Source organism: Neisseria sp. P0004.S004 (assembly GCF_051963335.1).
GTDB lineage: Bacteria > Pseudomonadota > Gammaproteobacteria > Burkholderiales > Neisseriaceae > Neisseria.
Map to the genome: position 1 here is coordinate 30,225 of NZ_JBQCUK010000006.1, position 23,221 is coordinate 53,445.

At 48.2% G+C, this 23,221-nt stretch carries 16 protein-coding genes; 6 read left to right on the forward strand and 10 right to left on the reverse strand.

All coding sequences use genetic code 11. The features are described 5' to 3' along the window. Positions 1-8: 8 nt before the first annotated feature. A complete protein-coding gene (feoB, locus tag ACTHRY_RS06435; RefSeq protein ID WP_440374150.1) occupies positions 9-1,877 on the forward strand; it encodes a ferrous iron transporter B in 1,869 nt (622 codons plus the stop codon). Then, a complete protein-coding gene (locus ACTHRY_RS06440) occupies positions 1,874-2,002 on the forward strand; it encodes a FeoB-associated Cys-rich membrane protein (RefSeq protein WP_003683546.1) in 129 nt (42 codons plus the stop codon). Before feoB ends, ACTHRY_RS06440 begins: the two co-directional genes overlap by 4 nt. 69 nt (positions 2,003-2,071) lie before the next feature. Here the strand turns inward: ACTHRY_RS06440 and mpl are convergent, their stop codons facing one another. The 7 genes from mpl to yhbY form a co-directional block, all read right to left on the reverse strand. Beyond that, positions 2,072-3,448 carry a UDP-N-acetylmuramate:L-alanyl-gamma-D-glutamyl-meso-diaminopimelate ligase gene (gene mpl / locus ACTHRY_RS06445; RefSeq protein ID WP_049323196.1) on the reverse strand — a complete coding sequence of 459 codons (1,377 nt, stop codon included), beginning with the start codon at positions 3,446-3,448 and terminating at the stop codon, positions 2,072-2,074. 390 nt (positions 3,449-3,838) lie between these two features. Continuing rightward, positions 3,839-4,177: a P-II family nitrogen regulator gene (locus tag ACTHRY_RS06450; protein ID WP_003746874.1), complete on the reverse strand. Its 339-nt coding sequence runs from the start codon at positions 4,175-4,177 to the stop codon at positions 3,839-3,841. An 89-nt stretch (positions 4,178-4,266) separates the two neighbouring features. After that, a complete protein-coding gene (lpdA, locus tag ACTHRY_RS06455) occupies positions 4,267-6,045 on the reverse strand; it encodes a dihydrolipoyl dehydrogenase (RefSeq protein WP_049323197.1) in 1,779 nt (592 codons plus the stop codon). A 77-nt stretch (positions 6,046-6,122) separates the two neighbouring features. Further along, the gene (gene aceF / locus ACTHRY_RS06460; RefSeq protein ID WP_049323202.1) at positions 6,123-7,733 is read right to left on the reverse strand and encodes a dihydrolipoyllysine-residue acetyltransferase; all 1,611 of its coding nucleotides are present in this window, start codon (positions 7,731-7,733) and stop codon (positions 6,123-6,125) included. A gap of 148 nt (positions 7,734-7,881) precedes the next feature. Then, a complete protein-coding gene (gene aceE / locus ACTHRY_RS06465) occupies positions 7,882-10,545 on the reverse strand; it encodes a pyruvate dehydrogenase (acetyl-transferring), homodimeric type (protein WP_049323203.1) in 2,664 nt (887 codons plus the stop codon). A gap of 620 nt (positions 10,546-11,165) precedes the next feature. Then, complete coding sequence (locus ACTHRY_RS06470; protein ID WP_049323204.1) at positions 11,166-12,593, reverse strand: tetratricopeptide repeat protein; 1,428 nt, start codon at positions 12,591-12,593, stop codon at positions 11,166-11,168. A 219-nt stretch (positions 12,594-12,812) separates the two neighbouring features. Further along, entirely contained in the window at positions 12,813-13,100 is a 288-nt protein-coding gene (gene yhbY / locus ACTHRY_RS06475) for a ribosome assembly RNA-binding protein YhbY (RefSeq protein ID WP_049323205.1), read from the reverse strand. 112 nt (positions 13,101-13,212) lie between these two features. Between yhbY and rlmE the strand changes: the two genes are divergently transcribed. Further along, positions 13,213-13,833, forward strand: a complete 621-nt coding sequence (gene rlmE, locus ACTHRY_RS06480; RefSeq protein WP_049323206.1) for a 23S rRNA (uridine(2552)-2'-O)-methyltransferase RlmE — start codon at positions 13,213-13,215, stop codon at positions 13,831-13,833. A 70-nt stretch (positions 13,834-13,903) separates the two neighbouring features. Next, the gene (gene ftsH / locus ACTHRY_RS06485; protein WP_049323207.1) at positions 13,904-15,865 is read left to right on the forward strand and encodes an ATP-dependent zinc metalloprotease FtsH; all 1,962 of its coding nucleotides are present in this window, start codon (positions 13,904-13,906) and stop codon (positions 15,863-15,865) included. Between the two features lie 103 nt (positions 15,866-15,968). On the opposite strand, the gene tpx is transcribed toward ftsH, so the two are convergent. The 3 genes from tpx to trpS all read right to left on the reverse strand — a co-directional run bounded on the left by tpx (position 15,969) and on the right by trpS (position 18,136). Beyond that, positions 15,969-16,463, reverse strand: coding sequence for a thiol peroxidase (gene tpx, locus ACTHRY_RS06490; protein ID WP_049323208.1), 495 nt, complete (start codon positions 16,461-16,463; stop codon positions 15,969-15,971). Positions 16,464-16,505: 42 nt separating this feature from the next. Further along, positions 16,506-17,045, reverse strand: coding sequence for a hypothetical protein (locus ACTHRY_RS06495; RefSeq protein ID WP_440374117.1), 540 nt, complete (start codon positions 17,043-17,045; stop codon positions 16,506-16,508). A gap of 80 nt (positions 17,046-17,125) precedes the next feature. After that, positions 17,126-18,136, reverse strand: a complete 1,011-nt coding sequence (trpS, locus tag ACTHRY_RS06500) for a tryptophan--tRNA ligase (protein WP_049323211.1) — start codon at positions 18,134-18,136, stop codon at positions 17,126-17,128. 259 nt (positions 18,137-18,395) lie between these two features. Between trpS and clpB the strand changes: the two genes are divergently transcribed. Together clpB and ACTHRY_RS06510 are read left to right on the forward strand one after the other, a co-directional pair. Continuing rightward, positions 18,396-20,969, forward strand: coding sequence for an ATP-dependent chaperone ClpB (clpB, locus tag ACTHRY_RS06505; protein WP_049323213.1), 2,574 nt, complete (start codon positions 18,396-18,398; stop codon positions 20,967-20,969). Positions 20,970-21,195: 226 nt separating this feature from the next. Continuing rightward, positions 21,196-23,181, forward strand: coding sequence for a site-specific recombinase (locus tag ACTHRY_RS06510; RefSeq protein ID WP_049323214.1), 1,986 nt, complete (start codon positions 21,196-21,198; stop codon positions 23,179-23,181). Positions 23,182-23,221 lie beyond the last annotated feature (40 nt).

The window sequence follows — 23,221 nt, forward strand, 5'->3', positions numbered from 1 at the left end:
GAAAAATGATGGAACTAAGCTATTTTGCCTTGATTGGCGCGCCAAACTGCGGCAAAACCGTTTTGTTCAACGGTTTGACCGGCTCACATGCCAAGGTTGCCAATTATCCGGGCGTAACTGTCGATAAGCGCGAGGGCGCCTTCCTCGACGACGAGGCCGTCCGCATTATCGACCTGCCGGGCACATACAGCCTACGCACGACCAGCCCCGACGAAGCGGTGGCGAAAGATGTAATGGTAGGCAAGATGGGCATTCCGCCCGATGCCATTATTGCCGTTGCCGACGCGACCAACCTGCGTATGACCCTGCGCATGATTTTGGAACTGAAAACGCTGGGACTGCCTATGGTGGTGTCGCTGAATTTGAGCGACGTGGCCCGCAAAAGGGGCTTGAATATCGACGCGGCCAAACTGAGCGAGTTGTTGGATGCACCTGTTTTGGAAACAGTTGCAGTGAGCGCGTCGGGTGTACAGGCTGTACGCGAAGTCGTGGCGAAGCTGCCGCGCAAACGCTCTTTCCCCGCAAACCCCGCCTCTGCCGAACGCACGCTCGATGCGCTGGATAGCGACAAACTTTATCAAGAAGTCGAATCGATTTTGGCACAAGTGGTACGCACCCAGATGACGCTGCCCGCATGGCACAAAAAACTCGACGACATCGTGCTGCACCCCGTCTGGGGCATGATTATGCTGCTGGTCATCCTGTTTATGGTGTTCCAAGCGGTTTACACATGGGCGGCGCCGATTATGGACGCCATCGAAGGTGGCTTTACCGCGCTGGGCGAATGGATAGGCGCCAACATGGAGCCGGGCATCCTCAACGATTTGCTGGTCAACGGCGTCATTGCCGGTTTGGGCAGCGTGTTGGTGTTCCTGCCTCAGATTACGATTTTGTTTGCCTTTATCCTGCTATTGGAAGACTCAGGCTATCTGCCGCGTGCAGCCTTCCTGCTGGATAACATCATGGCAAAAAGCGGTTTGTCCGGCCGTTCGTTTATTCCCCTTTTGTCCAGCTTTGCCTGTGCCGTTCCTGCCGTGATGTCGGCGCGTACCATTAACGACCCGCGCGAACGCCTTGTTACCATCGCGGTTGCGCCGTTGCTGACTTGTTCCGCACGTTTGCCGGTGTATGCGCTGATTATCGCCGCTGTTATTCCTGACCGTACAGTGGGTGGGATTTTCAACCTGCAAGGCCTGACATTGTTTATTCTTTATATCGTAGGCATTCTGTCGGCCGCATTGGCAGCGTATATCATGAAACGCTTGGCGCGGATGAAAGGCAATGTGCAACAATTCCCACTTTTGATGGAATTGCCGACTTTCCGTACGCCTAACTTCAAACACATCATGACCAGCTTGTGGGATAGGGTAAAAGCCTTCCTGAAACGCGCGGGTACCATCATTTTTGCGTTGGCCGTGGTTCTGTGGGGCTTGGTAAGCTGGCCGCAACCGCCTGAAGGCGCAACCGGTGCCGCCATCGATTACAGCTTGGCAGGTACGCTTGGTCATGCTATTCAGCCGTTTTTTGCACCTTTGGGTTTTACTTGGGAAATGTGTATCGCCATGATTCCGGGTATTGCCGCGCGCGAAGTGGTCGTTGCCGCATTGGGTACCGTTTATGCCGTCAGCGCGTCGTCTGAAGATGCCGTACAAAACGCATTAATTCCCATCATACACAACAACTGGGGCTTGCCGACCGCCTTTGCCTTCTTGGCTTGGTATGTGTATGCTCCGATGTGTGCCGCGACTTTGACCGTGATTAGACGCGAAACCAAATCCACGAAAAATATGCTTATGATTACAGGCTATTTGTTCCTGATGGCTTATTTTGCCGCATTTGTGGTTTACCAACTTTCTTCAAGGATACTATCGTCATGACTCAATATATTATCGTCGGCTTGATTATGCTCGCCTGCGTATTCTTCCTCTTGCGAAAATTCGTGTTCAAACCGAAAAAACGCGACTGCAGCAGTGGCTGCGGCAAATGCGGTGGTTGCGGTTAAATAAAGAGGGTTAGATAAGTAAAAGGCCGTCTGAAACTGTTTCAGACGGCCTTGGTTATTGGAGAAGGCTTATTTCAATGCTTCCAACAGCTTTCCGTGTATTCCGCCGAAGCCGCCGTTGCTCATGACTAAAATATGGTCGCCTGCCTCGGCATTTTTCACGATTTCGGCAACAAAGGCATCGAAGTCTTTGCCGACGTGCAGCTTGCCACCCAAAGGCGCGAGGGCTTCGGCAACGTCCCAGTCCACGCCGCCGGCGTAGCAGAACACTTGGTCGGCACCTTTGAGGCTTGCGGGCAGGGCGGCTTTCATGGTGCCGAGTTTCATGGTGTTGGAGCGCGGCTCGAGGACGGCGAGGATGCGGGCGTTGCCGACGCGCTGGCGCAGGCCTTCGATGGTGGTTTCGATGGCGGTCGGGTGGTGGGCGAAATCGTCGTAAACGGTGATGCCGTTCACCGTGCCTTTGATTTCCATGCGGCGTTTGACGTTTTTAAACGCGCTCAAGGCTTCGCAGGCGGTCTGAATATCGACGCCGGCATGACGCGCGGCAGCGATAACGGCGAGGGCGTTCATGCGGTTGTGTTCGCCCATCAGTTCCCAAGCGACGTGTCCGACCGTTTCGCCATGATGGCATATGTCAAACGAGCCGTCGGCATGGACGGTACCAACCTGCCAGCCTTGTTCGGTACCGAATTTTTCCACCGGCGTCCAGCAGCCTTTGTCCAAAGTGTCTTGCAGGCTTTGTTGTTGTCCGTTGCAGACGATAAGGCCTTCAGACGGCACGGTGCGTACCAAATGATGGAATTGGGTTTGAATGGCGCCCAAATCGGCAAAAATGTCGGCGTGGTCGAATTCCAGATTGTTCAAAATGGCAGTACGCGGACGGTAGTGTACAAATTTGGAGCGTTTGTCAAAAAAGGCGGTGTCGTATTCGTCGGCTTCGATAACGAAGAATGGGGATTTTGAGTTAGGATCTTGGCGCGGCGTTTGCGGCAGGCGGGCGGAAACGCTGAAGTTTTCCGGTACGCCGCCGATGAGGAAGCCCGGCGCAAGGCCGGCATATTCCAAGACCCATGCCAGCATGGAGGCTGTGGTCGTTTTGCCGTGTGTTCCGGCTACACCGAGTACCCAGTGCCGGTGCAATACGTTTTCAGCCAGCCATTGCGGGCCGGAAGTATAAGGCAGGCCTTTGTTCAAAATGGCTTCAATCACATCCATGCCGCGTTTGGCAACATTACCGATAACATAAATATCGGCTTTAAATTCGTCCAACTGCGCGGCATCAAAGCCTTCGTGTACGTCAATGCCCAAGGCTTCGAGCTGGGTACTCATCGGCGGATACATTTTGGCGTCGCAACCGCTGACTTTAAAACCTGCTTCTTTGGCAATAGCCGCTACGCCGCCCATAAATGTGCCGCCGATACCGATAATGTGGATGTGTTTCATGATAAGACTGTCTTTGGATAAATTAATTGTAAAGCCGTCATTATAACGGAGTTTGGATAAAGGGGTCGTCTGAAAAGTTAGACAACAATAAGAATAGGAAAAAAATACGAGGGATTTGATTTTAAAGGGAGGGCGTTGAGGTTTTGATTGGGTAAGTCTTACTTTGAAAAGAGTTATTTGATACGGTAAAGTCGTTCACGAAGGTCAGATGAAGCATTGCCTCGAACTCCTCAATGCTTGATAGCGTGAGGTTTTCGGTAATAGGGTTACTTGGATAGATTTTAGAAAATGGGAGGGTATTCAATAATGCTGTCTGAAAAATAAGCCCTGATTAAAACAAGACATGGCTTTTTCCAGACGGCATTTGTATTCTGTATCTTGTGATTTCTATTAAAGCGCAGCATCCGAACGTTCGCCGGTTCGGATACGGATGGCTTCTTCAACCGGATAAATGAAGATTTTACCGTCACCGATTTTGCCGGAATGTGCGGTTTCCAAAATGGCATCAACAGCCTGATCGACTTTGTCGTCAGCCAATACCAATTCGATTTTTACTTTGGGCAGGAAATCAACCGCGTATTCTGCGCCGCGATAAATTTCCGTGTGGCCTTTTTGGCGGCCGAAGCCTTTAACTTCGCTGACAGTCATGCCGGTAATGCCGATTTCGGTCAAGACTTCGCGCACATCATCGAGTTTGAAAGGTTTGATAATGGCTTCGATTTTTTTCATATTAATTCTCCTTATTTGAGAAAAGGCCGTCTGAAACATTCAGACGGCCTTTGTTCCATTAAGTTCGTTCAAACTTTATTTGAGTGAACTTATTTCTTTTTCTGAGCCGGCAGGTCGGTACATACACCCAATGCCACTTCCGCAGCCATACCGATGGATTCGCCCAAGGTTGGGTGTGGGTGGATGGTTTTGCCGATGTCGGTTGCATCGCAGCCCATTTCGATAGCCAAGCAAACTTCGCCGATCATATCGCCGCCGTTAGGACCAACGATACCGCCGCCGATGATGCGGCCGGTTTCAGCATCAAAAATCAGCTTAGTGAAACCATTGTCGCAACCGTTGGCAATCGCACGGCCGGAAGCAGCCCATGGGAAGTTAGCTTTGGTGATTTTGCGGCCGGAGGCTTTGGCAGACAATTCGGTTTCGCCCACCCATGCCACTTCAGGAGAAGTGTAGGCTACGCCCGGAATAACGCGCGCGTCGAAGTAGGCTTTGTGGCCGGCACAGTTTTCAGCGGCAACGTGGCCTTCGTGAACGGCTTTATGCGCCAACATCGGTTGACCGACGATGTCGCCGATGGCGTAGATGTGCGGCACGTTGGTGCGCATTTGTTTGTCCACTTCGATGAAGCCGCGGTCAGTTACGGCAACACCGGCTTTTTCAGCGCTGATGAGTTTGCCGTTAGGCGCACGACCGGCAGCCACCAGTACGGCATCGTAACGTTGTGGTTCTTTAGGTGCATTTGCACCTTCGAAGGTAACGTAAACGCCGTCTTCTTTAGGCTCGACAGCAACGGTTTTGGTGTTGATCATGATGTTGTCAAAACGGTATTCGTTTTGTTTTTGCCATACTTTCACCAAGTCGCGGTCTGCGCCTTGCATCAGGCCGTCCATCATTTCAACGACGTCGAGGCGTGAACCCAGCGTACTGTAAACTGTACCCATTTCGAGGCCGATGATACCGCCGCCGATGATCAGCAGTTTGCCCGGTACTTCTTTCAGGGCCAAAGCACCGCTGGAATCGATGATGCGTGGATCTTCAGGAATGAAAGGCAGTTTGGTTACGCGGCTACCTGCTGCAATGATACAGTTTTTAAAGGCAACGATTTTTTTCTCGCCGGTAGGAGTCGCTTGCTCGTACACGTCGCCGGTGGTCAGCGACACTTCCAAGTGGTGAGGATCCAAGAATTGACCGTCGCCTTGGATAACGTCTACTTTACGGCCTTTGGCCATACCTGCCAAGCCGGTAGTCAGGCGGGAAACCACGCCGTCTTTGTAAGCGCGCAGCATGTCGATGTCGAGTTCTGGTTCTGGGTATTTGATACCGTTCGCAGCCAAGTGACGTACTTCATCGATTACGGCAGCGTTGTGCAACAAGGCTTTGGAAGGGATACAGCCGACATTCAAGCAAACGCCGCCCAAAGTTTTGTAACGCTCGACGATGGCAACTTTCAAGCCTTCATCGGCTGCGGCAAATGCAGCGGAATAACCGCCGGGGCCGCCACCCAATACGACCACATCGTATTCGGCATCGGCAGAACCGCCAAATTGTGCAGCTTGAGGAGCAGCAGCTTTAGGGGCTTCTTGTGCAGGAGCAGCTGGTGCTTCGGCTTTAGGAGCGGCAGCCGCACCTTCGGCTTCAACGACTGCAATCAAGCCGCCTTCGGAGATTTTATCGCCGACTTTAACTTTAACTTCTTTAACAACACCTGCAACTTCGGCAGGTACGTCCATAGTCGCTTTATCGGTTTCCAAAGTAATCAGGGTATCGTCCACGGCAATGGTGTCGCCTACATTTACTTCAACCGCAATAATATCTACATTTTCGTGACCGCCAATGTCGGGCACTTTTAATTCAACTAAGCTCATGTCTAATCTTTCTGAATGATGTTCGGACTTCCTTTTTCAGACGGCCTGAGTAAAAAGGCCGTCTGAAAATGCTTGGATTACAGAGTAATGCGGCGGAAGTCTTTCAACAGGTTAGCCAGGAATACGGTAAAGCGCATACCGGCGGCACCGTCGATGACGCGGTGGTCGAAGGACAGGCTCAATGGGCACATCAGGCGAGGAGCAAATTCTTTGCCGTTCCAAACCGGTTTGATTTGGGATTTGCACACGCCCAAGATGGCAACTTCAGGAGCATTCACGATCGGAGTGAAGCCTGTGCCGCCGATACCGCCCAAGCTGGAAATGGTAAAGCATGCGCCTTGCATTTCTTGCGGTTTGAGCTTGCCTTCGCGGGCTTTTTTAGACAATTCGGTCAGTTCTTGGCTGATTTGTTTCAAGCCTTTTTGATCCACGTCTTTGATCACTGGAACAACCAAGCCGTTTGGCGTGTCGGCAGCGAAACCGATGTTGAAGTAGTTTTTCAGCACCAGATTGTCGCCGTCCAGAGAGGCGTTGAATTCAGGGAAGGCTTTCAGCGCAGAAACAGAGGCTTTAATGATGAACGCTAACGGAGACAGTTTCACGCCTTCGCGTTCCCATTCTTTGTTCAGCTGTTTGCGGAATTCTTCCAATTCGGTCATGTCCGCTTCTTCGTGTACGGTAACGTGAGGAATCACAACCCAGTTGCGGGACAGGTTTTGACCGGAAATTTTCTTAATGCGAGACAACTCTTTAACTTCGACGCTGCCGAATTTGGAGAAGTCGACTTTAGGCCATGGCAACAAGTCCAGACCGCCGCCCAAAGAGGCAGTGGCAGGTTTGCCAGCACCGCTTTGCATAACGGATTTAACGAAGGCTTTAACGTCTTCGCCCATGATACGGCCTTTCAGACCGGTACCTTTGACTTGACCCAGATCTACGCCCAATTCGCGTGCCAGTTTGCGTGCGGAAGGACCGGCATGTGCTTTGGCAAAAGCAGCTTCGTCAATTTTGGCAGCTGCAGGTGCAGCCGGAGCAGGCGCAGCGGCTGGTGCTGGAGCGGCAGCCGGAGCCGGAGCAGCAGCCGGGGCAGGTGCGGCAGCTTGAGTGGCAGGAGCAGCTGCGGCAGAACCGGCAGTTTCTACTTCGATAATGGCAGAACCTTCAGATACTTTGTCGCCAACTTTTACAAATACGGCTTTAACCACACCGGCTTCTGTACATGGTACGTCCATAGTGGCTTTGTCGGTTTCCAGAGTAATCAGAGTGTCGTCAACGGCAACAGTGTCGCCAACTTTGATTTCAACGGCAATAATGTCTACATCTGTATGACCGCCAATATCCGGTACAACAACTTTTACAGTTGCACCGCCTGCAGGGGCTGCAGCAGGAGCGGCAGCCGGAGTCACAGGAGCTTCAGCTGCAGGAGCCGGGGCTGCATCGGCAGCGGCGGCACCGGTTTCAACGGTCAGAATTACGCCGCCTTCGGAAATTTTATCACCGACTTTAACTTTCACTTCTTTTACTACACCTGCTGCATCGGCAGGTACGTCCATAGTGGCTTTGTCGGTTTCTAAAGTAATCAGGGTGTCGTCTACGGCAATGGTGTCGCCTGCTTTAACTTCTACAGCGATGATGTCGACGTTTTCATGACCGCCGATATCAGGGACTTTGATTTCTACGATACTCATTTGAGTTCCTTTAATATTTTCAGTTTGATGCCGTCTGAAAACTGTTTCACACGGCATCGGTACAGTTTGTCTGTTCAAACCATTCAAGCATTTGGTTTTCAGACGGCCTAATGTCGGCATGAAGCAAACAGGCCGTCTGAAACATCAATTAGCGTTTCCAGCTAGGAGCTGCATCGGCTTTGATGCCATATTTTTCAATGGCTTGTTGAACGGTTTCTTTGCTGACTTTGCCTTGTTCGGCCAAGGCGCTCAATGCAGCAACGGCAACGTTGTAGCGGTCAACTTCGAAGAAGCTGCGCAGGTTGACACGGCTGTCGGAGCGACCAAAGCCATCGGTACCCAAGACGTGGTAGTCGTTAGGGATGTAGGCGCGGATACGGTCAGCATAGCTGCGGATGTAGTCAGTAGCGGCAATAACCGGACCGTCATGACCTTGCAGTTGAGAAGTAACAAACGGTACTTTTGCAGTTTCCAATGGGTTCAGACGATTGAAGCGTTCCACTTCGATGGCATCGCGGTGCAGCTGGTTGAATGATGGGCAAGACCAGATGTCTGCTTCTACGCCGAAGTCGGCTTTCAGCAATTCGGCACCGGCAATCACTTCTTGCAGGATGGTACCGGAACCCATCAATTGGACTTTTTTATCGCCTTTGCCGCCGGCTTTAAGCAAGTACATACCTTTCAGGATGTCTTGTTCTACGCCTTCAGGCATGTCCGGATGGGTGTAGTTTTCATTCATCAGGGTGATGTAGTAGAACACGTCTTCGTGGTTAACATACATACGGCGCAAGCCATCGTGTACGATAACGGCTACTTCATATTGGAATGTCGGATCGTAAGTTACACAGTTTGGAATCAAGTCTGCTTGAATGTGGCTGTGGCCGTCTTCGTGTTGCAAACCTTCGCCATTCAGTGTTGTACGGCCGGCTGTACCACCCAACAGGAAACCGCGTGCATGCATATCGCCTGCTGCCCATGCCAAGTCGCCAACGCGTTGGAAACCGAACATAGAGTAGTAGATGTAGAAAGGAATCATGGCAAAGTCGTTGTTTGCGTAGCTGGTCGCAGCAGCAATCCAGTCAGCCATGGCGCCTGGTTCGTTAATACCTTCTTGTAAGATTTGACCGTCAACAGATTCTTTATAGAACATCAGTTGGTCTTTATCTTGAGGAGTGTATTGTTGGCCTTTAGGGTTCCAAATACCGTATTGGCGGAACATACCTTCCATACCGAACGTACGGCTTTCATCAGGAACGATAGGCACCACGCGTTTGCCGATTTTTTTGTCTTTCAGCAAAGTAGACAGGATGCGGACGAAAGCCATGGTGGTTGAGAATTCACGGTCGCCGCTGGATTTCAGTTGAGTCTCAAATGCTGACAGTTCAGGCACTTCCAGAACTTCTTGGGTAGGTTTGCGTTGAGGCAGGTAGCCACCCAAAGCTTCACGGCGTGCATGCAGGTATTTGTATTCTTCGCTGTCGGGAGCAAAAGTCAGGTAAGGCAGGTCGCCGCTGTCGATTTGCTCGTCGGTAACAGGAATGTCAAAGCGGTCACGGAATTGTTTCAGAGAAGCTTTGTCCATTTTTTTGGCTTGGTGGGCAACGTTTTGGCCTTCGCCGGATGCACCCATGCCGTAACCTTTAATGGTTTTAGCCAAAATGACAGTAGGTTTGCCGTCAGCGTGGTTCACTGCGCGGTCGTAAGCGTTGTACACTTTTTGAGGGTCGTGGCCGCCGCGGTTCAATGCCCAAATTTCATCATCGGTCATATCGGCAACCAATGCTTTCAGTTCAGGGGTATTGAAGAAGTGTTCACGGACGTATGCGCCGTCTTTGGATTTGTAAGTTTGGTAGTCACCGTCCAAGCATTCTTCCATGCGTTTGCGCAGAATGCCATCTTTGTCTTTTGCCAAGAGGCGGTCCCAACGACGACCCCAGATGACTTTCACAACATTCCAGCCGGCGCCGGCAAAGTTGCCTTCCAGCTCTTGAATGATTTTGCCGTTACCGCGTACTGGGCCGTCCAAACGTTGCAGGTTACAGTTGATGACGAATACCAAGTTGTCCAAGCCTTCGCGTGAAGCCAGGGCAATAGCACCTTGGCTTTCTGGCTCGTCCATCTCACCGTCACCGCAGAATACCCATACTTTACGGCCTTTGGTTTTAGCCAGACCGCGAGATTCCAAGTATTTCAGGAAACGGGCTTGGTAAATCGCCATCAATGGGCCAAGACCCATAGATACGGTTGGGAATTGCCAGAAGTCAGGCAACAGGTGAGGGTGAGGATAGGAAGGCAGACCATGACCGGCAACTTCTTGACGGAAGTTGTTCAATTGGTCTTCAGTCAGACGGCCTTCAACGAAAGCACGTGCATAAATGCCGGGGGCGGCATGACCTTGGAAGAATACCAAATCGCCTTCTTCGCCTTCGCCTTTGGCTTTCCAGAAGTGGTTGAAGCCGACTTCGTACATGGTCGCAGCAGATTGGAAAGATGCAATGTGTCCACCCAATTCCAAATCTTTTTTACCTGCGCGCAATACGATGGCCGCGGCATTCCAACGTACGAAAGCACGAATGCGGTGCTCGATGTTTTGGTCGCCGGGAATGCCTTTTTCGTTTTCAACGGAAACAGTATTCAAATATGGAGTAGTGGTGCCGTGAGGCATGCGAATGCCTTTGTCACGGCTGTATTTGACCAAACTTTCCAGCAGGTATTGGGCACGTTCGCTGCCTTCGTATTCTAAAACAGAGCTTAACGCGTCTAACCATTCTTTGGTTTCAATTGGGTCAACATCGTGTAATTGGGTGGACATAATATCTATCCTTGTGTTGAGTGTTTTTCAATGACGGAGTAGTACCCCGATATTTTCGTTTGTGAACAAATACGGCTTATAAACGAAAATTCCAAGAGTCAAATTCGAAAAAATTTTAATTATTTAAATATTTTCAATACGTTATATTAAGCAATGAAAATTCTGAAAAATTAAAATTTTTTGCAAACTGGCTAACCTGCAAATGCTATCAGTAATTGGGCAAACTGGCAAATTGCGCTGTTGATATTAATAGGAGGGTAGAGGTTGAATTGATGGTTTTTTGAGAGTGCCGTTATGATGGTTTTAAAATTGGAACATTAAACAGACACGGTAAAAGTCCCTGTTGTTTAGATGAATAAATTCGGATACGAAAATTAATTTTCAAAATTTGTCTAAAATCGAAAATAAAATTTAGACTTTGAGTTTGGAAAAGAAAATTCAGACTGTGTTATTTTTTACAAGCGAATGGGCCGTCTGAAGATTTTGAAAGAGGTTAAGAAAGAGTGAAATTCTAAGAAGACGATGATTGAGGATGGGAAAATTAAAAAAATGACATGCACAGGCTAGTTGAATAGCTGGGCATGTCATTTATCTAGTAGTCTGAGAATTTCAGACGGCCTTTAAACTGCAGAGGATTTTTGAGCAAATTGCTTCCATTGAGCTAAAAGCTCTTTGAGAACATCTTGCTGCTCATGTCCATGTTGGATGGCTTCTTGCAGCCAAAAACATGCGTTATTGATGTCTTTCTCTACACCCAGGCCGTGGTAATACAGACAGGCAAGATTATATTGAGCCATTGTATCCCTTTGTTTGGCTGCCGCTTCAAACCATTTCGCCGCTTGGGCATAATCGACAGGTACGCCTTGTCCGCTGTAATACATCATGCCAAGATTGGTTTGTGATTTGCTGTGTCCTCGTTCTGCAGACTGAAGGTATAGCTCCAGTGCTTCGGCATAATTTTGTTGGCGTTTTAGGCCATAGTGCGCTGCAAATGCCAGCTTGTACAGACGTTCAGCTTCTTGACGTTGGAGGGCGATTTCTTTGGTCAACTCATAGTTTTGCTGGTTATTCAACGCGCTGTCAGATAGAAGTTTTTGGTAAGCGACAAGATTACCTAAGTCGGCTGCGCGTTGATAATACTGACGGGCGGTGTCTGCATCAACTGCTCGTCCCAATCCGTAGCGATGGATATCTCCCAAAAGGCGCAAGCCTTCCGGATCATTTTGATCCGCAGCAGACTTGGCGTGTTGATAGGCCTTTTGAGGGTCTCGCTCGGTGTTTTTTCCTAAAAGATAGATTTCGGCAAGCGCTACATGCGCATTGCTGTCTCCTTGTTCTGCCGCTTTTTCAAACCATTCTAATGCCTCGGCAGGGTTTGATGCCGACAAGAGTTCTGCAAGAGAAGTTTGCGCCGGAACAATGTCGTAATTGGCGGCAATGCGTAAATGTTCGATTGCTTTTTCAGGATTTTGTGCGACACCTTGGCCCAATTTATATTGAAGACCAAGTTGCCAGTGTGCTGCAATAAATCCCTGTGCGGCAGATTGCTGGTAGAGTGTATGGGAATATTCTAAATCGGGGGTGCTTGAGTATTGGTAGTGTTGGGCTAAGAAATATTGCGCCTGAGGGTTTTGTTGCTCGGCAGCTTTCAATGCCCATTTGACTGCTTGTTGTTCATTGCCGCTATCTGCATATAAACGCATCAGGCGTAGCTGGGCCGGGACCAAGCCTTCTTCGGCAAGTTCTTGATAGGCTGAAATAAGCGTTTCTACTTCTGCGCCGTTATTTTCTTGTAATTGGAGAAGATTGTAGCGGGCATAGGGATGACCGGCTCTTGCCGCTTGTTTTAAATATTCAACTGCAATTGCCAAATCTTGTTCGTTTTCGTGGTTTTCGAACAGGCATCCTGCCAGCTGAAATGCAGCCTCGATATGTCCTGCCTCTGCGGCCTCGCAGAGCAATGGAATAGCTTGCGCAAAGTCAGGCGGGTCTTGAGTAATTAATTTTTTTGCCAGAAGAAAAGATTCTTCATATTGTTGAGCATTCATCGTTTTTTATGTTTATGAAGGATTCAAGGATAAAATAATCGGCCGACAGGGTGCGGCCGTTATGATTTTGTAATTTTGGGGTTATTTACAAAAACAGGCAACCGTATTTGTATTTTTATACTTAGAATGATGGAATAAATTGCTTTATGCTGCATAAATACAACAGAAGGTGGAATAAAGTGGGTTGAGAAAATACTTCTGCTGTTTGTTCAGTTTGAATTACTCTTCGTCCGGTTTTTTACGCCATAAAACAAGTAATTTACCAATGTGTTGAACCAGTTGGGCACCCAGTGTCTCACACAGGGCATTGCAAATTTCAATACGTTCTGCACGGTCATCGCCAAAAACGCGGACTTTAATCAATTCGTGTGCTGTCAATGCGGCGTCGGTTTCTTTAATGACAGAGTCAGTCAAACCTTGTTGGCCAACCATAACAACAGGATGGAGGTGGTGTGCTTGGGCTTTCAAGGCCAAAATTTCTTTGGTGCTTAGTTTGTTGTCGCTCATTTTGATAAGTATCCAATTAAAAAGAATAATGGCTATATTGTACGCGATTTAGAACATTTACGGGGGAAATAACGTACAATACTGGTTTTTAACTTAAGCATTTCAAACCAAGATGGCTGTACGCTCAAAATCTTCAAAAGCATGGCTGCATGAGCATGTCAACGATCATTATGTCCATATGGCACAGAAGGATGGATATCGTGCCCGAGCGGCTTATAAATTATTAGAAATCAATCAGAAAGATAAATTGATCAAGCCGGGTACGGTCTTGGCGGATTTGGGTAGTGCGCCGGGTAGTTGGTCGCAGGTGGCGGCCAAGCTGGTCGGTAAAACAGGGGCGGTGTTTGCTTTGGATATTTTACCGATGGATGCGATTGATGGTGTGTCGTTTATTCAGGGTGATTTTCGAGAAGATGCTGTTTTGGAGCAGTTTGAAGCCTTATTGGATAATCGCCCGTTAGACCTTGTAATCTGTGATATGGCACCCAATATGTCAGGCAATGCCGTAACAGACCAGGCACGCAGTTTTTACCTGTGTGAACTGGCTTTGGATTTTGCCTCTCAGCATTTGAAACCCGGAGGCAGTTTTTTAGTGAAGGTGTTTCAAGGCGCGGGCTATCAGGAATATACGGCGGCAATGCGCGAAATTTTTGCCAGTGTGCAAACTCGAAAGCCGGATGCTTCCCGCAATCGTTCCAGTGAGATTTACCTATTAGGCAAAAATAAACGCTGACAATGTAGGGTGGGTGCTTTAAAATTCTTTCCCTTGATTTTATTTATTTTGTAACCATGGAGCCTGTTCAGTGGGGAATACCATTAAAAACATATTAGTCTGGGTAGTGGGTGGTGCTATGCTTTTAGCAGCATTCAATGCACTCAGCGATAAGCAGGAAGATAAACAGCAAATCGAATATTCTCAATTTATTCAGCAAGTTAATAGTGGCGAAGTATCCAATGTCAATATTGAAGGATCTGTTGTCAGCGGCTATCTGATTAAAGGTGAGCGCACCGATAAAACTGCCTTCTATACCAATGCGCCTTTGGATGACAACTTGGTTAAAACACTGTTGGACAACAAAGTACGCGTCAAAGTAACTCCGGAAGAAAAACCAAGCATGCTGGCCAGTCTGTTTTACAGCCTGCTGCCTGTTTTGTTGTTGATTGGTGCATGGTTCTACTTCATGCGCATGCAAAGCGGTGGTGGCGGTAAAGGCGGTGCCTTCTCTTTTGGTAAAAGCCGTGCGCGTTTGTTGGATAAAGATTCCAATAAAGTGACTTTTGCCGATGTTGCCGGTTGTGATGAGGCAAAAGAAGAAGTACAAGAAATCGTAGATTATTTAAAAGCCCCCAATCGTTATCAAAGCTTAGGTGGTCGTGTGCCGCGCGGTATTTTGTTGGCAGGCAGCCCCGGTACGGGTAAAACTTTGCTGGCCAAAGCGATTGCCGGTGAGGCAGGGGTGCCATTCTTCAGTATTTCAGGTTCTGATTTTGTAGAAATGTTTGTCGGTGTCGGTGCGAGCCGTGTCCGCGATATGTTCGAGCAGGCCAAGAAAAACGCGCCATGTATCATCTTTATCGATGAAATTGATGCTGTCGGCCGTCAACGCGGTGCCGGTTTGGGTGGTGGTAATGATGAGCGTGAGCAAACATTGAACCAATTGTTGGTTGAAATGGATGGTTTTGAAAGCAACCAAACCGTTATTGTGATCGCAGCAACCAACCGTCCTGATGTACTTGACCCTGCGTTGCAGCGTCCGGGCCGTTTTGACCGTCAAGTCGTTGTTCCATTGCCTGATATCCGTGGCCGTGAGCAAATCTTGAAAGTACACGCTAAAAAAGTACCTTTGGATGCATCCGTAGATTTGACTTCTTTAGCACGCGGTACACCTGGTTTTTCAGGTGCGGATTTGGCAAACTTGGTCAATGAAGCAGCTTTGTTTGCTGGCCGTCGTAATAAAGTTAAGGTCGATCAAAGTGACTTTGAAGATGCGAAAGACAAAATCTACATGGGTCCGGAACGTCGTAGCATGGTAATGCACGAAGATGAAAAACGTGCGACAGCCTATCATGAGGCTGGCCATGCAATCGTAGCGGAAAGCTTGCCGTTTACCGATCCGGTTCACAAAGTAACGATTATGCCTCGTGGCCGTGCATTGGGTTTGACTTGGCAGCTGCCTGAGCGTGACCGCATCAGCATGTACAAAGACCAAATGTTGAGCCAGATCTCAATTTTGTTCGGTGGCCGTATTGCTGAAGATATTTTTGTTGGCCGTATCTCTACCGGTGCCTCTAACGACTTTGAGCGTGCAACTCAAATGGCACGCGAGATGGTAACGCGTTATGGTATGAGCGACAAAATGGGGGTGATGGTTTATGCTGAGAATGAAGGTGAAGTGTTCTTGGGTCGCAGCGTGACCCGTTCTCAAAATATTTCCGAGAAAACCCAACAAGATATCGATGCGGAAATCCGCCGTATTTTGGATGAGCAATACCAAGTGGCTTACAAAATCTTGGATGAAAATCGCGATAAGATGGAAACCATGTGCAAAGCGCTGATGGATTGGGAAACCATCGATCGAGACCAAGTTTTGGAAATTATGGCCGGTAAACAGCCTAGCCCGCCTAAAGATTACAGCCACAATGTCCGTGATGACAAAGTAGAAGAGCCTGAAGCGCCTGTTGCTGAAGCTGCTGAACCTGTTGAGCAACATGAGGTTCAGACTGCTGAATCAGTAGAAGCAGAAAAAACGGATAAATCTGTATAAGGTTTGAAACAGAAAACGGTAGCTTTTAAGCTGCCGTTTTTATTTTGAGGATAAGCTAAAGGCCGTCTGAAAATTTTCAGACGGCCTGATTTTATTTGGTTAATTACAAAACAGCTAAAGCAGCTTCGTAGTCAGGTTCATTCGCAATTTCAGAAACCAACTCAGCGTGGAGAACTTGGTTTTGCTCATTCAAAACCACCACTGCACGGGCAGTTAGGCCGCGTAATGGGCTTTCTGTCAGTGTAACACCGTAATCGTTAGAAAAGCTGCTGCGGAATGTAGAAAGTGTTACTACGTTTTCCAAACCTTCTGAGCCACAGAAGCGGGCTTGTGCAAACGGTAAATCAGCAGAAATGCACAAGACGACGGTATTGTCCAAAGACGAGGCACGTTTGTTGAAAGTGCGGACGGACTGGGCACATACGCCGGTGTCAATGCTAGGGAAAATATTCAGCACTTTGCGTTTGCCTGCAAAGTCAGCCAATGATTTCTCAGATAGGTCTGCTGCTACCAATGTGAAATCAGGTGCAACTTGGCCGATGGCAGGCAAATTGCCGTTTGTGGAAATAGGAGAGCCTTGGAAAGTAACTTGAGCCATGATTCAGTCCTTGTGTCAGGGGAAAATAGGGTGGGCAGGGTTTTAGTAATGACGGCGGCGGAAATAGAACATGCCTTCGCTGTCAATTTCCAAAATATAGCGGCCGTTTTGGACGGCGGCATAACCGCTTTTGCCTTCGGTATAAGGCTGTAAAGCAGCGTGTGAAATCAGATAGTCGGTCAGTTTGCCGCCGTCTTGGGCAATATTGTCCACCATTTTTGCAAAGGCAGTGTGGCAGACGCCGTTGGCTGACCAGCCGGCTGAAACGCCTTTTTCATTTTTTTCCATGCATTGGCCGCTGATGACTTCTAAGTCGTTAGGGTGCTTGCCAATCAGATTGATGACGCCGCCCTCTATGCCGTTAATCGGATAGGTGTGTTGTTTTTTACCTTCTTTGGTTTCGCCTTCTTGAGCTGTACCTAAATCCAAACCGGCTATGGCTTGTTCATCGATATATTTGACTTTGAAGGTAGGTTTAGGCGCTTTGCCTGAAGCAGCATCATTGGCGGCAGTATCTTCAGATTTGTCGCCGCAGGCAGCCAATAAAAGGCTGAGCAGGATAAGGGGGAAGGTCTTTTTCATATGAGAAACCCTGAAAAATAGTGATATTTCAAATAATAAACGATATTATGGCCGTCTGAGATTTTCAGACGGCCTTGCTATTATTTCAACGGACGAATACCTACTGCATCGCGGACGTTATCCAATAATTCGCGTGCTTCTTTACGCGCTTTTTGTGCACCGGCCTGCAAAATATCTTCAATTTGAGAGGGTTTGGCTGTCAACTCATTGTAACGCTCGCGCGGTTCTGCGAGCTCGGCATTGATTTTTGCGCCCAAGAGTTTCTTGGCTTCGCCCCAAGCAAGGCCTTCGGCCAGCATTTGTGTGAACTCGGCAGTTTCAGACGGCGTGGAGAAGGCTTTGTAGATTTCAAACAGAGGACTTTCATCAGGCTGTTTTGGTTCACCGGGCTCTTTCATGTTGGTGATGATTTTGTTAACCGATTTTTGGGTTTTCTTGTCGTTTTCCCAAAGCGGAATGGTATTGCCGTAAGACTTGGACATTTTGCGCCCGTCCAAGCCGACCAAAAGTTCGACATTTTCATCGATTTTTACTTCAGGCAGGGTAAAGAGCTCTTGGAAGCGATGGTTGAAGCGTCCGGCAATATCGCGCGCCATTTCGACGTGTTGGATTTGGTCGCGACCGACAGGTACTTCATGGGCATTGAACATAAGGATGTCAGCAGTCATGAGGATGGGGTAGCTGTATAGGCCCATTTCCACGCCATGATCCGGATCTTCCTGACCGTTTTCGGTATTTGCCTGTACTGCGGCTTTGTAAGCGTGTGCGCGGTTCATCAGACCCTTTGCAGTAATACAGGTCAGAATCCAGTTCAACTCCATGACTTCGGGAATATCGCTTTGACGGTAGAAAGTGGTCTGTTCCGGATTGAGCCCGCAGGCGAGCCATGTGGCGGCAACAGCTTGAGTAGATTGATGAATCATTTCCGGCTCATGACATTTGATGATGCCGTGATAGTCGGCCAAAAAGAGGAATGATTCGGTATTGGAATCTTGCGCCGCGCGAATAGCCGGGCGGATGGCACCGACATAGTTGCCCAAGTGTGGAATACCTGTTGTGGTAACGCCTGTTAAAACTCGTTTTTTGCTCATGAAAGTATCCTTCGGCATAAAGGCCGTCTGAAAATAAATATGGTGCCGATTATACCTGATTATTCTTGATTTTTCAGACGGCCTTTTACGTATGGGGTAAATGGAAAAGAAAAGTTATACACATAAAATCATAAAAATAAATCAATATAAAACAATAACATAAATAAAATTTACTATTTAATGAAAAAATAACTCTTGAGTTATCCACATTTGCGCCTATATAGGCTTCAACAGAAATATATTTGTAGAGGAACGTAAAATGAGATTTGATAAATTGACTGCTAAATTTCAGCAAGCTCTGCAAGAAGGTCAAAGCCTGGCTTTGGCTGCGGACAGCAGCTATCTCGAGGCCGGCTTTATCTTAAAAGCGTTGCTTGACGATCAAAACAGTGGTGCTGCTGCGTTGCTGGCTCATGCAGGTGTGAATGTGCCTCAAGTGAAACAACGTTTGCAGCAACATTTGAGCAGCTTGCCAAAAGTATCCGGTCAAGGTGGCGATATTATGCCTAGCCGTGAGCTGCAAGCTGTATTGAACTTGATGGACAAAGCGGCAACCAAACGTGGCGATGCCTATATCGCCAGCGAACTTTTCCTGCTGGCTTTGGTTCAGCAGAATGATGCAACCGGCAAAATTTTGAAAGAAGCCGGTGCGACCGAACAAAATATCAATGCCGCGATCGATGCGGTACGAGGAGGACAAAACGTGAACGATGCGAATGCTGAAGACCAACGCGATGCTTTGAAAAAATACACACTCGACCTGACTCAACGCGCCCGAGACGGCAAGCTCGATCCTGTTATCGGTCGTGATGATGAAATCCGCCGTGCGATTCAGGTATTGCAACGCCGTACCAAAAACAACCCTGTGCTGATTGGTGAGCCGGGTGTGGGTAAAACCGCCATCGTTGAAGGCTTGGCGCAGCGTATTGTTAACGGCGAAGTGCCCGAATCCCTGCGCAACAAACGCCTACTGGTTTTGGATTTGGCAGCATTGATTGCCGGCGCAAAATACCGTGGCGAATTTGAAGAACGCTTGAAAGGCGTGTTGAACGATTTGGCGAAAGACGACGGCAACACCCTGATTTTCATCGACGAAATCCATACTTTGGTCGGTGCGGGCAAAACCGACGGCGCGATGGACGCGGGCAATATGCTGAAACCGGCTTTAGCGCGCGGCGAATTGCACTGCATCGGCGCGACTACTTTGGACGAATACCGCCAATACATCGAAAAAGACGCAGCACTCGAACGCCGCTTCCAAAAAGTATTGGTCGGCGAGCCCAGCGTGGAAGACACCATCGCCATCTTGCGTGGTTTGCAAGAGCGTTACGAAATCCACCACGGCATCGATATTACTGACCCTGCTATCGTTGCCGCAGCGGAGTTGAGCGACCGCTACATCACCGACCGCTTCCTGCCTGATAAGGCGATTGATTTGATTGACGAAGCTGCCAGCCGTATCAAAATGGAGTTGGACAGCAAACCCGAGCAGATGGATAAACTCGACCGCCGCATCATCCAGCTCAAAATGGAAAAAATGCACGTTGCTAAAGAAAGCGACGAGGCCAGCAAAAAACGTTTGGAACTGATAGACGAAGAAATCGACGGCTTGCAAAAAGAATACGCTGATTTGGACGAAATCTGGAAAGCCGAAAAAGCCGCGTCTTCCAGCACCGCCGACATCAAGAAACAGATGGACGACATCAAAGTCAAAATCGAGCAGGCCAAACGTCAAGGCGATTTCGCCCGCGCGTCCGAACTCGAATACGGTGAGTTGCCGAAATTGGGTGCACAGTTGCAAGCAGCAGAAAGCAATCCTGAGGGCAAAAAACAAAACAAACTCTTCCGTACCGAAGTCGGCGCAGACGAAGTAGCCGAAATCGTATCGCGCATGACCGGCATCCCTGTGTCCAAAATGATGGAAGGCGAACGTGACAAGCTGCTGAAAATGGAAGAAGTATTGCACCGCCGCGTGGTCGGACAGGACGAAGCCGTGCGCGCCGTGTCCGATGCCATCCGCCGCAGCCGCTCCGGCCTTGCCGATCCGAACAAACCCTACGGCAGCTTCTTGTTCTTAGGTCCGACCGGCGTGGGTAAAACCGAGTTGTGCAAAGCCTTGGCAGGCTTCTTGTTTGACAGCGAAGATCATCTGATTCGTATCGACATGTCCGAATACATGGAAAAACACGCCGTTGCCCGCCTGATCGGCGCGCCTCCGGGCTATGTCGGCTACGAAGAAGGCGGCTACCTGACCGAACAAGTCCGCCGCAAACCGTACAGCGTGATTCTGTTGGACGAAGTGGAAAAAGCTCATCCAGACGTGTTCAACATCTTGCTGCAAGTTTTGGATGACGGCCGTTTGACCGACGGACAAGGTCGTACAGTGGACTTTAAAAATACTATTATCGTCATGACTTCCAATATCGGTAGCCAACATATCCAACAAATGGGTACTCAGGACTACGAAGCAGTAAAAGAAGTCGTGATGGAGGATGTGAAAGAACATTTCCGTCCTGAAATGATCAACCGTATTGACGAAGTCGTCGTATTCCACGGTTTGGATCAGGCCAATATCCGCAGCATTACGAAAATCCAGCTTAAAGGTTTGGAAAAACGTTTGGAAGCGCAACATCTGCATCTGAAAGTCGATGATGCTGCCTTGGATCTGATTGCCAAAGCCGGTTTCGACCCTGTGTATGGTGCCCGTCCGCTCAAACGCGCCATCCAGTCGGAAATCGAAAACCCGCTGGCAAAAGCCTTGCTTGAAGGCAAATATGCGCCCGATAGCACAATCCATGTTAAAGAAGAGGGTGGTAAACTCTTGTTTGCATAAAGTTAAAACAATGTAGTATGTTGTTGTAAAAGGCCGTCTGAAAAATTCAGACGGCCTTTCTTGATTATTGATTCATATTATATAATTGTTATGTAATCTGATTATTCTTTGAATTTTAGGGAAATTGATCAAAATCTTATGCCTTAGTTTGATAAAGAATGCGATATAATTTAACTTGTTTACCAAGGTTCTTGCTAAATATCTGATTTAATGTAATAATACTACAATGCAAAAACTGACTAATCAAAATCTTCACATTATTTTGTCGGAGCGCTTAAACGATACCGACTTTGTTCTTATCCTCAACGCCTTAATCAAATTTCTGCGCCGAGGAGGCAAAAAACAGGCTTCCGAACGTTTTGATTTGATTTTATCTACGTTAAAACAAGACGATGCTTTATGCCGTCAATTCAGCCTGCGCTTTTATACTTGGCTGTCTAAAGTTCACATTTATCCTGCGCTGATTAAGCTGGGTATTTTCTCTCGCCATAGTTTTACCCGGGAAATGGGCATACGGATTTATGAGCGGTTCAGTCCGTCTTATAAAGATTTTTCCAACTTGCGCGAAGTGTTTTTATATCTTTTTCATTCTGAAAACGATGATAAATGGTTGCAAACACTGAGTTTGCGACAATGGCTGGGTATGTATGAATTGTTGTTGGCCAAGGCGGATCCCGCTTTGCTTCAGACGGCCAGCCGACAATTGACAGATGCACGTTTGCGTGCGGTAGAAATGTTGTCCATCTGGATTGCTTCCGAAGCGATTGAGCCGGATTTAATACGGATTGCCCCCCGTTTGTTGGAAGCGGATTCTGCATTTGTCGCTTTACAGCGCGAAGTTGCGAAGATGGTGGAACACTATCGCCATAGTGAAGAAACTTATGACACGGCGCACCTGGAGGTTATGTTTGACCAGTGTGAAAAGCAAATTGACTATTTGCGCCGTCGTGGTACGGGAGCCGGGTCTGGTTCGTCAGTAAAAGTTGCACACTTGCTCGAACGCCTGCAACAAACCATAGACCGCCTGAAATTGTTGACCAATATTCAAATCGAAACCAGCCGCACCCGATTAACCGTCAATCTAATGAATGCGATGATTTATGCGGCGGTGGAGCAATACAGCACCGGCCACTTGCGTAAAAGCAGTATCCGAATGCTGGCACGCAGTATTACGGAAAACAAAAGTCATCATGGTGAGCATTACATTACGCGCAACCGTAGCGAATATTTCAAAATGTTTTATTCCGCAGCAGGCGGCGGCGTAATTATTGCTTTGATGGCATTGAATAAAATCCATATTGCGTCTTTGGGGTTCGGCGAATTTACTACTGCATTCTTAGCCGGGCTCAATTATGGTTTGGGCTTTATGTTGATTCATATGCTGCATTGCACTGTTGCAACCAAACAGCCTGCTATGACGGCAGCGAGCTTTGCCGAACAGGTGGACTCGAATGAAGGCAGCAAAGCGGTGGACAATAAATTGGCTAAACTGCTGATTGACGTGTGCCGTTCGCAAAGTGTCGCCGTGTTTGGCAATGTATCGATTGCGGTATTGTTGGCGGCAGGGATTGCTTTTGGCTATGCCCATACGCATGGTCAGCCTTTGCTGAATGAGGCAGTTACGGCCTATCAGTTCAAATCCATTGAGATTTTTACCCAGCCGACCTTATGGTATGCCGCTATTGCCGGCGTATGGTTGTTTTGTTCGGGTATTATTGCCGGCTTTTTTGACAACCGTTCCGATTATCTGAACCTGCGTCAGCGCCTGCCGTTTAATCCGTTTTTACGAAAAATCATGCCTCCGGAGCCGCGCCGCCGGTTGGCCGCTTATATTCATAAGCATTATGGTTCGCTTATGGGTAATTTTATTTTCGGTATGCTTTTAGGCATGACAGGCTATTTTGGCCATCTTTTCGGCTTGCCGCTGGATATTCGACATGTGGCGTTTTCTTCGGCAAATTTGGGTTATGCTGCGATTAGCGGTCATGCAGATATATTCACTTTTATGCTTGGCTTGGCAAGTGTATTGGCAATCGGCATGGTGAATCTGGTGGTCAGCTTTTCTTTAGCTTTGGCCGTTGCACTCCGTTCTCGCGGCACGCGTTTGGGCAGTATGCGTAATTTGCTGAAAAGCTTCTGGAGTCAAGTGAAAGCCAATCCTTTGATTTTACTGTATCCGGTTCAAGTGAATAACAAAGAAAACACGAAGTAAGATTGAAGAAAGGCCGTCTGAATATATACTTTTCAGACGG